9 protein-coding genes are annotated in these 15095 nt (G+C 63.2%); all 9 read left to right on the plus strand.

Annotated elements, in window-relative coordinates:
• The first annotated feature begins 21 nt into the window (after nt 1-21).
• A complete protein-coding gene (locus FHW75_RS19160) occupies nt 22-1041 on the plus strand; it encodes a T6SS effector BTH_I2691 family protein (RefSeq protein ID WP_161751145.1) in 1020 nt (339 codons plus the stop codon).
• Nucleotides 960-2465: an oxidoreductase gene (locus FHW75_RS19165; RefSeq protein WP_260308790.1), complete on the plus strand. Its 1506-nt coding sequence runs from the start codon at nt 960-962 to the stop codon at nt 2463-2465. The genes FHW75_RS19160 and FHW75_RS19165 overlap by 82 nt, the downstream gene beginning before the upstream one ends.
• Nucleotides 2462-3277 carry a DUF6708 domain-containing protein gene (locus tag FHW75_RS19170; RefSeq protein ID WP_260308791.1) on the plus strand — a complete coding sequence of 272 codons (816 nt, stop codon included), beginning with the start codon at nt 2462-2464 and terminating at the stop codon, nt 3275-3277. Before FHW75_RS19165 ends, FHW75_RS19170 begins: the two co-directional genes overlap by 4 nt.
• 276 nt (nt 3278-3553) lie before the next feature.
• Nucleotides 3554-9409 carry a manganese-oxidizing multicopper oxidase MnxG gene (gene mnxG, locus FHW75_RS19175; protein ID WP_027615828.1) on the plus strand — a complete coding sequence of 1952 codons (5856 nt, stop codon included), beginning with the start codon at nt 3554-3556 and terminating at the stop codon, nt 9407-9409.
• A gap of 18 nt (nt 9410-9427) precedes the next feature.
• Nucleotides 9428-11404: a cytochrome D1 domain-containing protein gene (locus FHW75_RS19180; protein WP_019098790.1), complete on the plus strand. Its 1977-nt coding sequence runs from the start codon at nt 9428-9430 to the stop codon at nt 11402-11404.
• Nucleotides 11401-12057 (plus strand): SCO family protein, encoded by a 657-nt coding sequence (locus FHW75_RS19185; protein WP_084297542.1) that lies wholly within the window; start codon nt 11401-11403, stop codon nt 12055-12057. The genes FHW75_RS19180 and FHW75_RS19185 overlap by 4 nt, the downstream gene beginning before the upstream one ends.
• The gene (locus tag FHW75_RS19190) at nt 12054-12719 is read left to right on the plus strand and encodes an SCO family protein (RefSeq protein ID WP_019098788.1); all 666 of its coding nucleotides are present in this window, start codon (nt 12054-12056) and stop codon (nt 12717-12719) included. Before FHW75_RS19185 ends, FHW75_RS19190 begins: the two co-directional genes overlap by 4 nt.
• A 2-nt stretch (nt 12720-12721) precedes the next feature.
• On the plus strand, nt 12722-14242 hold the full coding sequence (locus FHW75_RS19195) for an ABC transporter substrate-binding protein (RefSeq protein WP_256207245.1): 1521 nt from the start codon (nt 12722-12724) through the stop codon (nt 14240-14242).
• A gap of 12 nt (nt 14243-14254) precedes the next feature.
• Nucleotides 14255-14896 (plus strand): SurA N-terminal domain-containing protein, encoded by a 642-nt coding sequence (locus FHW75_RS19200; RefSeq protein ID WP_019098786.1) that lies wholly within the window; start codon nt 14255-14257, stop codon nt 14894-14896.
• Nucleotides 14897-15095 lie beyond the last annotated feature (199 nt).

The following is a 15095-nucleotide window of genomic DNA, read 5'->3' on the forward strand; positions in this document are numbered from 1 at the left end:
TCGAAAAATCGGGAGGCGCTCATGACCCTTAGTCAACGTATCGCCATTGCGACAGCCGAAGCCGGGCTCCCTTCCGACCAGTGCATGGCCTGTGAACGCCAAGGCCTGCCGATCCTGCCCCTGCGCCGCGCCCTGGTGCCGGACACACGCCCGCAGGGCCTCAGCACCGTGGCCGGCAGCCTGCATGTCTCGGCGAAGCTAGGGGTGCGCACCTTGCGCATGGGCTACCTGTACGTGCTGCTCGACCAGCAGGTCTGGCATGCCTACGAAGTGAGCGAGCAGGGCCACCTGCGCCGCTTCAACCCCTACGAGCCGTCGGAGGGCCTCCCCGCATCACTGCCCGAAAAATGCGTGAATGAAAACCACGACATTCCTTCGTCCTTCCTCAATATCGACACCGACCGCTATGGCAGCGCCTGGCTGGCCTTCTCCAGCGACCCTTGGCCGGTCAGCGTGTTGAATGCCTACAAGAAGGGCCAGGCGCCTGCCCATCGCTTCGAAGGGCTGGACCTGACTCAGGCGCGCAACAACCCCGAGTTGCTGGGCATCGCCATGACGCCCGACAACCTGCGGGTCGACAAGGAAGTGTTCGAGTACGCGCAGCATGGGTGTTCGCCATTCGACAGTGCGCATGGCTTCCACACCCGCTGGTTGCGAAGGTTTGCCCTGAAGGGATACCTGGTCAACGCGATGAACCGGCACACGCTGGAGAAGGGTGTGCTGGCGGTGGTGCTGGACGATACCGTGGGTTTTATTCAGGAGTTCAACCATCAGCGCTTGAACTGGGTGGTGAAGCGCCAGGTCTGGCGCGAAGACCCCATGCGGGCCTACCAGCTGCAGACGTCGCAGATCCTGCAAGTCATTCGCGCCACGCACCGGGAGTGGGCGGCGCAGAAGGTGCCGTCGCTGGAGCCCATGACCGGCGACGGACCACCGGTGTTCACCGACCCAGGGATCGGATGCATCGCAATGTCGAAGACTTCGACCTCTATTCAACCAAGGCCTGGAACAAGGTGCGGCCGATCATGCAGCACGGGCTGATGAGCCTGGCCGTGCTTGATCCACGGTTTACCCACACCATGATCAGCGTAACGGTGTGGGTGGAGGGTACGGCTGAAGAGGTGCGTGGTCGGCTGCTTGAGGGAGCCAGCATGAAGGTGACCCAGGCGAGCAGTGCGGCACAGATTGCCTTGGTGGATATCTCGGTGGCGGCGGGGACGCTGGAGGCGAATGCGCGCAAGGTGTTGGAGGAAGTGCGCATTACTTCGCAGCAGGCGGCGCAGTTGGTGCGAACTGGCTTTAGCGGCTTGCGGGGTGTGGCAGGCAGTTGGGAAGTATTGCTCGCGATAGGCGGGTTGTATTTGCAACACGACAGCCTGAGCAGAAACCAGGATAAAGCAGAAACCGAGATTGGGCCCAAGGCGCATGAGGCCAAGCTCGCATTGCATGGGTCCCAATTAGGAATATTGGGCGGACAGATTGAGTTGATTGGGCTCGTAATGCGCTCCAGCGCCAGCGCCATACGTAGGCCATGGGCTGAAGGAGCTGCTATCACTGGAGAGGCCATAATAAAAATTGGTGCGGTATTGAGTGCAGTTGCAGGGGTTTTTGACACGGTACAAGCGATTTTGGCAATCAAGCGAACTATGGCCGCCGGTGATACTCTAGCTGCTAAGAAATATGTTGTTGTGGCTTTTGCTTATGGTTTGGGTGCCGTGGCATTTGCAGTTACAGTTTTCAAACCTTTCGTATTTGGTCCGTTGGGCCTTGCAGTCACATTAACTTTGATTGCTTATGAGTTGAGCAAGCGAGCGGAACCCAATGATTCAACTGATCTCGAGCGCTGGGTGCGTAGATGCTATTTTGGGCTTGCTAATGAAACCCCTTCCATACACTGGAATGCTCCGGAATTTTCAGACATAGCCTTCGCTGAGCTCAATGCTGCAACGTTGGGCGTTCAGGCAAAGCTACACTTTGAGTCGAGTTTGGCTACGGACCCTACCCTCCCCAAGATAGGAGGTTTGGTCAGCTTGAACACGGTGCAGCAGCTCAGGTTTCTCGCCGCATTACCCAGGTTTACTAAAGCGAAGTCCGCCTATCGCTTGAAACTGATAGCGCATCGTTTCGGTGATGGAACGTTTCCGGATTTCGTAGGTGGAGAGACTATTGCCTCGGGCGATTACCTGGCACACGCAACGAAATCACTTTCACCATCATCGTCATTTTCTAAATTTTCACCCCCGCGCCACCCGGACTATGCGAGTGATTTTTCCATTGATGAAAACCAGAGACCCTATGCCGTCGAAGACGGCAGTGTTCAGCTTGAAATTTCTGGGGTTGTGCCCCTGGTTCCTATGATTGGGACCCACAGCTTGCTCGCCGCCACTCTGCTGATTATGTATTGGCCCGACCGCAATTTGCCGGACGCCTATATTGAAGTTTGCTCTCGGGAGATGAATGAATGACGCTTAAGCCCAAGGTTTTATGGGAGCGTGCTATAGGTTGGAGCTATGATCTGCCTCCAACGGGAAAGGCACCAGATGGCCTCTGCTGGGTAGAGAAGGTCAACCCTTCGCCTAATTATATTAATGATGTTTACCTCGAGCTGCCAAGAAAAACCATAAGTCTTCGAGGTTTTTCAGCGCTAGTGGGGATCCCGAGTTTGTGCTTTGGGGTCGGAATGACACTATTTTTGTACTGGAGTTTGTTGGTTTATGGCTGGCAGCGCGACTGGTTAGAGAATGTGTTGTTTATACTCGGTCCACCGTTAGCTCTATGGGTACTCATCCCTTACATAAAGCAGGATTTTGTCTTTCCCAGAGACGAACCCATTCGTTTCAATCGCCTACGTAGAAAAATCTACATCTACGAGTTCAGGTACGACCGCATATTCATTTTCAGTCGCAAACGCTGGGGCGTCCGACCCGTCGCCCATAACTGGGACGACGTCACTGCCGAGGTCTACCGTATCTACGCCCCCGGCCACGGAGGCCTGATCGAAAACGTCATGCTGTCAGTCCGTAATCCTGAGACAAACGAAGTCATTGACCGTGTCTTCTTCACGCATACCCTGCGTCAGGGCGAGGCCTACTGGGCCATTGCCCGTCTGTTCATGCAACAAGGCCCTGAAGCCCTGCCCAAATTCGTGCACCCACCCCGCGACTGGAACGACGACGATGGCCTGAGCCACATGCATTGCCTGGCACCAAAGGTTGAATGGCCAGCGGACATCGACCGTGAATCCCGTACTGCACCGTCTGACGCAGAGGCCCAATGAGCGGGGACAACCTGTGGCGCAGAGATAGAGAGCGGGTTAAGCATTTCCTGGTCGAAGGTGCGGCGGTTTGGGAATTCGGGCATGCCCGTTCCCACAGTGATCACGTCGTCTTCAAGAAATCCAGCGAGGTACCCCCACTTCGGGGGAATGCTGCCGGGTGATCCTCCCCAATCTGTTTCGGTTGCTACCGTAACTAACTGAAAAGAATATAAATATTCTTCTGGCACACACCTTGCTCCACACCTCCGCAGAGTCCCCGTGCCCCGGAGGTGCAGCATGTCTACGCCACGCAAAGGCCCCCTTCTGTCATCACTCGTTCTGGCCCTGCTCGGCTGGGAAACGACCAGCGAGGCGGCCGTGCAGTGCCAGCGCACCTTGGTCGCCAATGTGGTGGCGCTGGACCAGCCACTGATGTTCAACCGCCTTGGCGCGCAAAATGCCAACGGCATGATGTTCGCCCTTCGTGAAGATGTGGTGGACGACAAGCAGGTCCCTCTCAGCAAGGGCGGGGCCGCTGTCCCGGGCAAGGTCACCTTGCGCCCGGACAAGCGCCCAAGGCCGATCGTGCTGCGGGTGGCCGCCGGTGACTGCCTCACGGTCAACCTGACCAACCTGCTGGCGTACCAGGCCAACCCCAACAAACACGGTATCGACCCCGAAGAAAACGAGGCCGAAGGCGAGGAGGAAGGCCCGGAAACCGAGGTCGAAAACGAAGGCGGTGAACATTTCGTTGCCGACGAGCAAGTCAATGACCGGCATGTCGGCTTCCAGGTGAACGGCATGCAGGCGGTCAACAGCATTGGCGACATCGCCGCCAACACGGGCCGCAATGGCAACTTCCTGGTGTCGCCCGGCAATACCCGCAGTTACACCCTGTACGCTGAGCGCGAGGGGGCTTTTGCGGCCACCAGCCAAGGCGCCACCTTTGGTGGCCAGGGCGGGGCGGGCAACGTTGCCAACGGCCTGTTCGGCCAGGTGGTGGTGGTACCCAAAGGTGGGCGAACCTACCGCAACACCCTGACCGAAGAAGAAATGCGCCTGGCCACCACCGGCCGTACCGCCACCGGCCAGCCGGTGATCGACTACCAGGCCCGCTACCCGCAGGCCGAACCGTGGCTCACCGAGGGCAAAGCAGGCAAGCCGATCATTGCCATGGTCGACGGCAATGAAATCCTCAACAGTGAAACCGACGCCATCGTCATGGGGCCGAACCCCGACGGCAGCTTCCCGCGCTCGACCTACCCGCTGGAAAGCGTCAACAAGCGCAACCCGGCACTGCCCAACCGGCTTGAAGCGTTCCGCGACTTCGCCTCGCAGTTTGCCGATGAAGTGGCTGCCACCCAAGCCTTCCCGGGCTATTGGGCGGACCCGGTGATGGGCCATGTGCTGGAGCCGACCCGCGACTCGTTCATGATCAACTACGGCTCTGGCGGTATGGGCGCTGAAGTGGTCGCCAACCGCCTGGGCGTGGGGCCGATGCATGATTGCCTGTCGTGCGCGTACGAGGAGTTTTTCCTCAGTGCCCACACCGTAGGCGATATCGGCACCCTCGTGGACGTGCCAGCCAACGTCGGCCTTGAAAACATTCGCCCAGGCGAAACGCCGCCGGCCAGCGCCGTGGGCGTCAAGGCCAACATGGCCCTGTACCCGGCAGAACCCGCCAACGTGCACCACAGTTACATTGGCGACTTCACCAAGTTCCGCAACACCCACAATGGCCACGAACAGCACATCTTCCACCTGCACGGCCACCAGTGGCTGTTCAACCCCAACGACGACAACTCCGACTACATTGACGCCCAAGGCATCGGCCCTGGCATCGGCTACACCTACGAAATCGCCAACGGCGGCTCGGGCAACCGCAACCGCGTGGCGGGCGATGCGATTTACCACTGCCACTTCTACCCGCACTTCGCCCAAGGCATGTGGGCCATGTGGCGGGTACATGACGTGTTCGAAGAAGGCACCCGGCTGGAAGTGAGCGGCCAGGGCGAAAATGGCTTCCACAGTACGCCGTTCGCCCTGCGCAGCGGCAAGCCAGCCGTTGGCGCCCGGGCATTGCCTGATGGCGAAATCGTTGCCGGTACGCCGATCCCCGCCATCGTGCCGCTGCCTGGCAAGGCCATGGCGCCGATGCCGGGCAAGGTGGTGGTGGTGCCCAAGCTGTCCGAAGAACTGGTCGCTGCCAATGACGATGACGACGAAGAAGAGGGCGACGACGATCACGCCAACGAAATGCCAGCGCGCAAGGCCGTGGGTTCGCTGGCACTGGTCGACCGCACCGATGCCAACCGCAACGCTGATGGCACCCTGAAAAACCCGGGCTACCCGTTCTGGATCGGCGGCATGGAGAGCAGCGTGGGCAACCGCCCGCCAACCCCGCCACTGGACATGCTCGACCCGGCCCTGGCCCGGCAGCTGAAAGACAGCGGCAAAGCCCTGTGGGCAAACCTGGACCCCAACCAGGTCGATGGCTGGGATGGCGGCCTGGGCCGGCATGCGCTGGACGGCGTGTCTGCAGGCGGCGAAGCGGTGACCACCACCACCAAGCTGGACTTCTCCAAGGTGGTGCACAAGGCCAAGCCCATCTACCTGCCTGAAGAAGGCACCGATGTCGAGCAGGCCGCCATGCAGTTCCACGCCAAGGCCGAGCACCCAAGCTTTGCCCTGGTGCCCGGCAGCCAACCCGTTGCCAAGGCGTTCCGCACCAACGGTGCCTTGCCCACGGCCGGTGCGCCGTTCTACGAGCCTTGCATGGATGACCGTGGCAAACGCCTGACCCAAACCTCAGGGGTAGGCGAGTACGTCAGCGGCGAGAGCCTCACCGGCATGAACTTCCGGGGTTCGTCCACCTTCACCGCCGATCGGCCGCGCATCTACAAAGGCGCCAACATCCAGTTCGACGCGGTGTACAACAAGGTTGGCTACCACTTCCCGCAGGCGCGCATTCTGGCGCTGTGGGAAGACGCCTGGCCGGTGATCACCAAGCAGCGCCCGCCAGAGCCGCTGGTGATGCGCATGAACACGTTTGACTGCACCATGTACACCCACACCAACCTGATCCCGTCGTACTACGAAATGGACGACTACCAGGTGCGTACCCCCACCGACGTGATCGGCCAGCACATTCACCTGCCCAAGTGGGACCTGACCGCCGCTGACGGCTCGGCCAACGGCTGGAACTACGAAGACGGCATTCTCTCGCCCGGCAGCGTGGTGGAACGTGTGCATGCCATTCGTGCCTACAACGGTTGCACCGAAGGCGACAGCCGCGACGGCACTGCTGCCTGCCCGAAAGCCAAGCAGCACCCGTACTTCGGCCGCTTTGGCCGGGCTGACTGGCTGGGCGCGCGCACGGCCATGCAGCGTTGGTTTGCGGACCCGCTGGTAAACGTGAACAACGTCGACCGTGGCCTGGGCACCATCTTTACCCACGACCACCTCGGCCCATCGACCCACCAGCAGCTCGGGCTGTATGCCACCGTGCTGGCCGAGCCTGCCGGCTCCACCTGGTACCATGCCGAAACCGGCGAACAACTGTACAACCCGGCCACACGCCAGGACGGCGGGCCGACTTCGTGGCAGGCGGTGATCAAGACCGGCGACCACGATGGCGACGGCAAGAACGACAGCTACCGTGAGTTCTTCCTGGAGTACAGCGACTTCCAGCATGCCTATGAAGCCGGCGTGTATGTGGGCGCAGGCCCAGACGGCATCCCCAATGGCCAGTCCTACCCGGCCACGGCCGACAGCTTCCGCTATGCCATCAACCCGCCGGTCCGGCAGAAGGCATCCAACCTGCTGGAATCGGTGGTCGAGTCCCGCGGTGGCCTGGCCCCTGGCTGCCCAAGCCGGCCTTGCCCACAGGCGATTTCGGTGGATGACCCGGGCATGTTCGTCGTCAACTACCGCAACGAGCCGCTGGCCCTGCGCGTGTTCGACCCGAACAAGGTCGGCCCCGACGGCAAACGCGGCATGCAGGCGGACGGCCTGGCCGGCGACCTGAGCTACGCCTTGCAAAGCCGTACCGACCGTGCAATCCCGGCCATGAACATGGCGCCGTCGGCAATCACCTCGGCCGTTGGCCCAACCGGCGGGACCACGCTGTTCCCACCGCACATCAACAAGGCCGGCAGCGAGCCGGGCGACCCGTTCACACCCATGCTGCGCACCTACTCTGGCGACAACGTGCGCCTGCGCCTGCACGCCGGTGGCCACGAAGAGGAGCACAACGTCACCCTGCACGGTGTGAAGTGGCTGCAGAATGGCTCGGGCTTCGGTAACAGTTCCAACTCGGGCTGGAAGGCCTCGCAGATGATCGGTATCTCCGAACAGATGGGCTTCATGGCACCGGTGTCGATGATTTCCAGTTCCGCCGCTACCAATGGTGATTACCTGTACTCCATGGACGCCGCCCTGGAAGGCTACTGGAACGGTATCTGGGGGGTGATGCGCAACTACACCGCTCAACGCGCCGACCTGTTCCCGCTGCCGAACAACACCCAGCCAGTGGCCATGCGCAATACCGTGAACTTTGAGGGCATTTGCCCGAAAACCACAGCCAACCCCAACGGCATCGGTACCCGCACCACGGTCAAACGCAGCTACGAGATTGTCGCGGCCCTGGCCAACGACATCCTCGAAAACCGCAACGGTGTCAGCATCAACGACCCGGCCGGCGCGGGCCAGCATGTCGGCGGGCCACTAAAAGCCAATGGCGGCACCCTGGTGTTCAACAGCCGCAAGACCAGCATCCCGCAGGTCACGGTGGTGGACGAAGAGGATGGCACCACCTTCACCGTCGGCGGCCACAGCGCACCGCTGCATGACCCGACCGCCGTGCTGTACGTGCGCAAGGCCGACCTGGACGCCACCACCGGCAAGCTCAAGGCTGGTGTGCCAGTGGAGCCGCTGGTGCTGCGCGCCAACGCTGGCGACTGCATCAGCATCACCCTTGAGAACCGCCTGCCGTCGGTCATGCCAGACCTGCCCAGTACTGCCGTGATGCAGAACGTGGTCAAGCGTGACCGCTTCGACAGCGAAGGCTCCACCGCTTTCAACAACAACCTGATGCGGCCTTCCAGCCATGTGGGCCTGCATGCCCAGTTGCTGGCCTACGACATCACCAAGTCCGACGGTGTCAACGTGGGCGCCAACCCGGTGCAAACCGTGCCACCCCGGGCGGGCAACAGTGGGGCCTACCCAAGCCGGGTGTACCAGTACTACGCCGGGCACCTGGAGCGCGAAGGCAAGCCGGTGCTGCAACTGGGCCGCACGGTCGACAACATCAACACCACCGCCATCGAGTTCGGTGGCCTGAACCTGGCGCCGTCAGACTTCATCAAGCAGCCGCAGAAAGGCCTGGTGGGCGCCATGAGCATCCTGCCGCAAACCGCAACCTGGACCGAGGACACCGCCAGCCGGGCCCAGGCCACGGTCAAGGTCACCGGCCAGCCCGACTACCGCGACCTCGTCACGGTGTGGCAGCGCTCGATGAACATGCGCTGGGCTGACGGCCGCCCGGTCGAAGGCATCGCCACCGAAGGCAATGGCGTGCCGGGCGACCCGAAAGACAACGGCAACATGGCCATGAACTACAAGACCGAACCGCTGTGGCTGCGCTTTGGCCTGGCACCGGATGCCCCCTTCGGCCATGCCGATGGCTTTGGCTTCGCCGATGTGTCGAACGCGCACATGGCCTACAGCAACGCCCTGGTCGGCGGTGACCCGCAAACCCCGGTGCTGTATGCCAAGCCCGGCCAGCCTGTGCGCAGCCATGTGCTGATGCCCAGTGGTGGCAGCCGCGGTATCACCTACCAGCTCGATGGGCACCTGTGGCCGTTGCACAACTACCAGGCCGAAAAGAGTGACGCGGATGGCTACCCGATGAGCCTGCCCGGCATCGGCTCGGTGCGTTTCGGCTACAACCCGATGGCCATGTACATCGGCGCCCAGGAAAGCGTACTGCCAGCGGCACACTTCAGCTTCATGCTGCCCAGTGCCGGCGGTGCCAACGCGGTGGCGGGTGACTACCTGTTCCGCGACTACGCCGCCTACGGCAACCTCTCGGGGCTGTGGGGGATTTTGCGAGTGACCAACGAAGCGCCGCCGGCTACGGCCCCGGCGCAGTGACGGAAGGGGAGCGCGAGCATGAACAAGAAGACTCGCCCTGCTTACTTGGGGGTAGTGCTGGGCGTGGTGCTGATCGGCCTGGGCGTGGCGTATGAAAAGCTCTGGTGCGATCCTCGCGAGCTGTTGCAGGAAACTGCCGAACCGCAGGCGCCGCACCGGCTCATTCGTGATGGCGTAACCGTTGAGTTCGAGGCCCGGTCGCTGGCCGGGGGCGAGCTGAAGGAAGGCGGCTTCGCCAACATCCGCTTCAAACTCAGCGACCAGGCCAGTGGCCAACCGCTATCGGGCATGGCGCCGGGGGCGTGGATCGACCCGGCGCAGTCGGCCCCGGTGGGCGACCGTGACCAGAGCTGCAAGGCGCGGGTTGCGCTGTTTCTCAAGAGCAGCATCGGTGCCCGACCGCTGCTCGACCTGAACAGCTACTTCCTGTTGATGCTGAACAACGACGCCAGCCTGACGGTGATCGACCCCACCGTCTCGGTGGGCGGCGTGACCAGCACCATGGCGCGCATCGACCTGCCCGGGCGCCCCATGGACTGGGCGGCCACCAGCGACGATAAGCAGGTATTCGTGTCGATCCCCGAGCGCGGCAAGGTGGCGGTGATCGATACCGAGACCTTTACCCGCGTGGCCGATCTGGACGCTGGGGACCAGCCGTTGCGTGTGGCCCTGCAACCCGATCAGCACCGGCTGTGGGTGGGCAACAACAGCCGTGACCCGGCCAAGGGTGGGGTTACGGTGATCGACGTACCGGGGCGCACCACCCTGAAAAGCTTCAACACCGGCACCGGGCACCATGAAATCGCCTTCAGCGCCGACTCGCGCTTTGCCTACGTCAGCAACCGTGACAGTGGCACCCTGAGCGTGATCGATATCCCGGAAATGCGCCTGGCCACAACCATCAAGGTGGGCCCGCACCCGCTGTCGGTCAGCTATTCGGCGCTGTCCCAGGCGGTGTACGTGGTCGATGGCGAGGAGGGCAGTGTGCGGGTGTTCGATGCCCGTAGCCACCAGTTGCGCCATACGGTCAAGGCCGAGCAGGGCCTGGGCCCCATGCGCTTCAGCAGCGATGGCCGTTACGGCATCGTGCTCAACACCCTGGAAAACCAGGCGCTGGTGATCGACGCCAGTACCGACAAGCTGATCCACCACATCCCGGTGGCGGCCGAACCGTACCAGCTCACCTTCACCAAGGGCTATGCCTACGTCCGTGGCCTGGCTTCGCCGAAGGTGACCATGATCAACCTGTCCAGCCTCGGTGAGGGGCGCTCGCCCATTGTCCAGAGCTTCGAGGCCGGCCCAGCGGCGCCGCGCCAGGCCGGTGACCTGCCGCTGGCCCAGGGGTTGTCGGTATCGCGTGACGACAATTCGGTGTTCGTGGTCAACCCGGTGGACAACACCACCTACTTCTACGCCGAAGGCATGAACGCGCCGATGTCCGGTTACAACAACCGTGGCCACCAGGCCCGCGCCGCCCTCGTCGTCGACCGCAGCCTGCGTGAGGTGGCGCCTGGGGTGTACGGCTCGACGGTGAAGTTGCCCGCCGCCGGCAAGTTCGACGTGGCCTTCCTGCTCAACCAGCCGCAAATCATCCACTGCTTCAGTACCGACGTGGCCGAAGCCCCCAATACCCGCAAGCGCAAGGGCGCGCACGCCGAGTTCATTGGCCTGGACCAGCCGATGTCGCAGCACAGCGCCATCAACGCGCGCGTGCGCATCGTCGGTGACGACGGCCAGCCACGCCTGGGCCTGAACGACTTGAGCTTGCGCTACTTCCTGGCACCGTCGTCGATGCCACGCAACCTGCAACTGCAGGAGGTGGGCGAGGGCGTGTACCAGGCGGCCCTGGCCCTGCCCGAGGCTGGCGCTTGGTACCTGCATGTGCAGTCGCCCTCGCTGGGGCGCAAGTTTGCCGAAGAAAACTACACCAGCCTGCGCGTCCTGCCGGCTGCAGCGACCAACGCTTCCCAGACTGATGTGAGGAATGTGCGATGAACACCCAGCATGCTTTCACACTGTTGGCCCTGAGCCTGGCACTGGCCAGCAACCTGGCCCTTGCCCACGCCGGACACGATCACAAAGGCCATGCCGAGCAGCCTCCGGCGGCGAGCCAGGAAAAGACCAGCGTGCGCTTTGCCGACGTTTCGCTGCTGAACCAGGACGGCATGCCGGTACGGCTGGAGAAAGACCTGGTAGGCGACCACCTGGTGGTCATGGGCTTCATCTACACCAGCTGCACCACGGTGTGCCCGGTGGTGTCGTCGATCATGGGCAAGGTCCAGCAACAACTGGGTGGCCGGATAGGCGAGGAAATCCACATGGTGTCGATCAGCGTGGACCCGCAGCGTGACGACGCCAAGCGCCTGCAAGATTACGCCAAGGCCTTCCAGAAGGGGCCAGGCTGGAGCTGGCTGACCGGCACCCCGTACGCCATCACCGAAACCCTCAAGGGCCTGGGCAGCTTCAGCGCCGACCTCAGCCAGCATCCGCCGCTGATTCTGGTCGGTGACGGGCGTAGCGGGCACTGGACGCGTTATTACGGCTTCACCGACCCGGCGGTACTGATCGAAGAAATCAACCGCCTCAGCGCCCGCCGGGTGCATGCCAAGAGCACGGCCATCGCCGACCATCACGAGGTGCAACCATGAGCACTGTCACTTCCCGCCGCGCTGGCATGCGCGCGTTCGACTGGCTGGTACTGGGCGGCTGCCTGTGGATCCTCGCCTCGGTGGCGTTCGCCCACGAGGGCCATGCGCCTGGGGCGCCAGCGCCACAGCCGGCGCCCCAGGCGATGACCAGCGGCGGCGGCACCCGCGATGCCCAGGCCTGGTTCACCGACACCGTGCTGAAGGACCAGAACGGCCGCCAACTGCGCTTTTACAGCGATGTGCTCAAGGACAAGGTAGTGATGCTCAACGTGATCTTCACCCACTGTACCGACGCCTGCCCGCTGATCACCCGCAAACTGCGTGAAGTGCGCGAAGCCATGGGGCCGCAGCTGGCCAGCCAGGTGACCTTCGTCTCGATCAGCAGCGACCCGCTGAACGATACCCCGCAGGCGCTCAAGGCGTTTGCCGAGAAACAGGGGGTGGATGGGCCGAACTGGTTGTTCCTGACCGGTGACAAGGCCAATGTCGACCTGGTGCTCGGGCGTATCGGCCAGTTCCTGCCCAGCCCCGAGCAGCATTCGACGCAGTTGATTGCCGGTGATGTAGCGGGCAAACGCTGGAGCAAGATTCGCCCGGATGCGCCAGCCATGGCCATTGCCCAGCGCATGCAGCTGCTGACCCAGCCACTGGCAGGCCGGTGAGCATGATGAAGACCTGGGCGGTTTTGCTTATTGGTTTGGCATGCGGTACTTCGGCCTTTGCGCTGGACCTGACCGACCACGAGCTTGCTGGCAAACGCCTCTTCCGCGAGGGCGTCTCCAGCAGTGACGCCCAACTGCAAGCCCGGGTTGGAGCCAGCGACATGACGGTGCCCGCCAGCGTGTTGCCCTGTGCCAGTTGCCACGGCAACGACGGCCGTGGTCGCGCGGAAGGTGGGGTGCGCCCGCCCAGCCTCGACTGGCAACGCCTGGCACTCGGCCAAGGCACGCGCGAGGCCAACGGCCGCAGCTACCCGGCTTATACCGACAGCAGCCTGGCCCGGGCCATTCAGCATGGCGTGGACCCGGCCGGCAACCGCCTGGACCCGGCCATGCCACGCTTCGAGCTGACCCTGGCCGACCAGCGCAACCTCACCGCCTACCTCAAGCGCCTGGCCGAGGAACGCGACCCCGGTGTAGAGGAGGGCGTGTTGCGCTTGGGCACCTTGCTGCCCGCGAGCGGCCCCTTGGCCGAAGCCGGGCAGGTGGTGCGTGCGGTGCTGGAAGACGGCATGGCTCAACTCAACCAGCAAGGCGGCATACACGGGCGCCGCCTGGAGCTGGTCGTGCTTGATCCGGGCTTAGACCCCGCCAGCGCCGAGCAAGCCTTGCAGCAGTTGCTGCAGCAGGCGCGCGTGTTCGCGTTGATCTCGCCCCTGGCACCCATGCTCGACCAACGCCTGGCAACCTTGCTGGCGCCACAGAATGTGCCCCTGATCGGCAGCACCCCACGCAGCGGCGGCAGCCCACAGATCTTCGACCCGCTGCCCGGCCTGCCCGTGCAATTGCTTAGCCTGGCCGCCCATGCCCGTGCTGCGCTGGGCCTGGCCCCGGGTGACCTGCGTGTGGTGTATGCCGGCAACGAGCAGGCCGTATTGGCTGAACAGGTTCGCGAGCGCCTGCAGCAGCAAGGCTGGACGCCTGCCATCCAAGCCTTCGACGGCCAGGCCGTGGACGGGCGGGGCATCGTCTTCCTTGGCCGTGCCCAGGCCTTTGCCGAATTGGCCGCCGCGTTGCAGGCGGCAGGCCGTCAGCCCTACCTGTTCGCCGCCTCCAGCCAGGTGGCCGGTGCGATGGCGCGCTTGCCCGAGCAGTGGTCGCAACGGGTGTTCCTGGCCTATCCCTATGTGCCGGAAGACTGGACCGAGCAGGGGTTGGCGACCTTGGCCGGCCTGCAGCAGCGCCAGGGCCTCGACCCACGCCAGGCATCGTTGCAGGTCAACACCCTGTGCGCGCTACGGTTGCTGAGCGACGCGCTGAAGCAGATAGGCCGTGACGCCAGCCGCGAGCAACTGATTGCCGCGCTGGAAGGCCTGCACGATGTGGCCACCGGCCTGACCCCCGCCTTGGGCTTTGGCCCAGGCCGCCGCCAGGGCATGGCGGGCGCCCATGTGGTAGCAGTGGCGCTACCTGGGCCGCGTTTCACCTCGGTTACCCCGTACCGGCCGGTGCCGGATACCCCTTGAGCGGAGGCTGCCATGCGTATCGTGTTGCTGTGCCTGCTGTTGGTGCTGGCCAAGGCGAGCTGGGCCGATGTGCCTGCGGCGCGGGTCAATGGCGTGGAAATCGGCGTGACGCGCCTGGAGCGTTACTTCAGCGAATACCTGACCGCCCAGGGCCGTGCGTTGACCAGCATTCGCAACCCGGGCCTGTACAAGCGCCTGCGCGATCAAGCGCTGGACGAGCTGATCGACAAAGAGCTGCTATGGCAGGAAGCCCGGCGCCAAGGCATCGCCATCAGTGACGCGCAGGTGTCGGCGCATGTGGGCGAGGTCGAAGCGGCGTTCGGCAGCCCGGCAATTTTCGAGCGGCGTCTGGCGGAGGCGGGTTTCGATAGGGCACAGTACACTGAGTACACCCGGCAAGACATGGCGGCCCAGCAGGTGTATGCCCAGCTCAGTGCAGTCGACGCGCCGAGCCAGGTCGAAGTGGAGGCTTTCTATGCTGCCAACCGGGAAACACTGCAAGGAGCGCAGAACCAAAGTGATAACCCTTCGGTCATACGTGAACAGGGCCTGGTCTTGGCCAGGGCGGCGCTTATCGGCAAGCGAGAGGCCGATGCGCGCCGGTCCGTGCGCCAACGTTTGCGCGACGCCGCCAACGTGGAGGTTGCAGACTGAGGCCCCTGATGGCGTTTCCCCCAATGCTGGGGAATTAAGGTTTGGCAATGTGCTATCAGTTCCCCCGCATGTGGGGAACCGGGCGGGTGTGCCTGCCCGGCGCGTTTCGGGTGTTGGCCGGCACCCTTGGCAAATCAGACACTTACAGCGGTGCAACATGACTATTCACGCCTGGCACGAAGCCTGCTCAAGCCTGTAC

Origin of the sequence: Pseudomonas sp. OG7 (genome assembly GCF_014192825.1) — a bacterium.
Taxonomy (GTDB): domain Bacteria; phylum Pseudomonadota; class Gammaproteobacteria; order Pseudomonadales; family Pseudomonadaceae; genus Aquipseudomonas; species Aquipseudomonas monteilii.

Bases quoted from the DNA above. Each gene is read 5' to 3' on its own strand.
- FHW75_RS19195 (WP_256207245.1), top strand. From the start codon at position 12,722: ATGATGAAGACCTGGGCGGTTTTGCTTATTGGTTTGGCATGCGGTACT.
- FHW75_RS19190 (WP_019098788.1), top strand. From the start codon at position 12,054: ATGAGCACTGTCACTTCCCGCCGCGCTGGCATGCGCGCGTTCGACTGG.
- FHW75_RS19170 (WP_260308791.1), top strand. From the start codon at position 2,462: ATGACGCTTAAGCCCAAGGTTTTATGGGAGCGTGCTATAGGTTGGAGC.
- FHW75_RS19185 (WP_084297542.1), top strand. From the start codon at position 11,401: ATGAACACCCAGCATGCTTTCACACTGTTGGCCCTGAGCCTGGCACTG.
- mnxG (WP_027615828.1), top strand. From the start codon at position 3,554: ATGTCTACGCCACGCAAAGGCCCCCTTCTGTCATCACTCGTTCTGGCC.
- FHW75_RS19180 (WP_019098790.1), top strand. From the start codon at position 9,428: ATGAACAAGAAGACTCGCCCTGCTTACTTGGGGGTAGTGCTGGGCGTG.
- FHW75_RS19165 (WP_260308790.1), top strand. From the start codon at position 960: ATGCATCGCAATGTCGAAGACTTCGACCTCTATTCAACCAAGGCCTGG.
- FHW75_RS19160 (WP_161751145.1), top strand. From the start codon at position 22: ATGACCCTTAGTCAACGTATCGCCATTGCGACAGCCGAAGCCGGGCTC.
- FHW75_RS19200 (WP_019098786.1), top strand. From the start codon at position 14,255: ATGCGTATCGTGTTGCTGTGCCTGCTGTTGGTGCTGGCCAAGGCGAGC.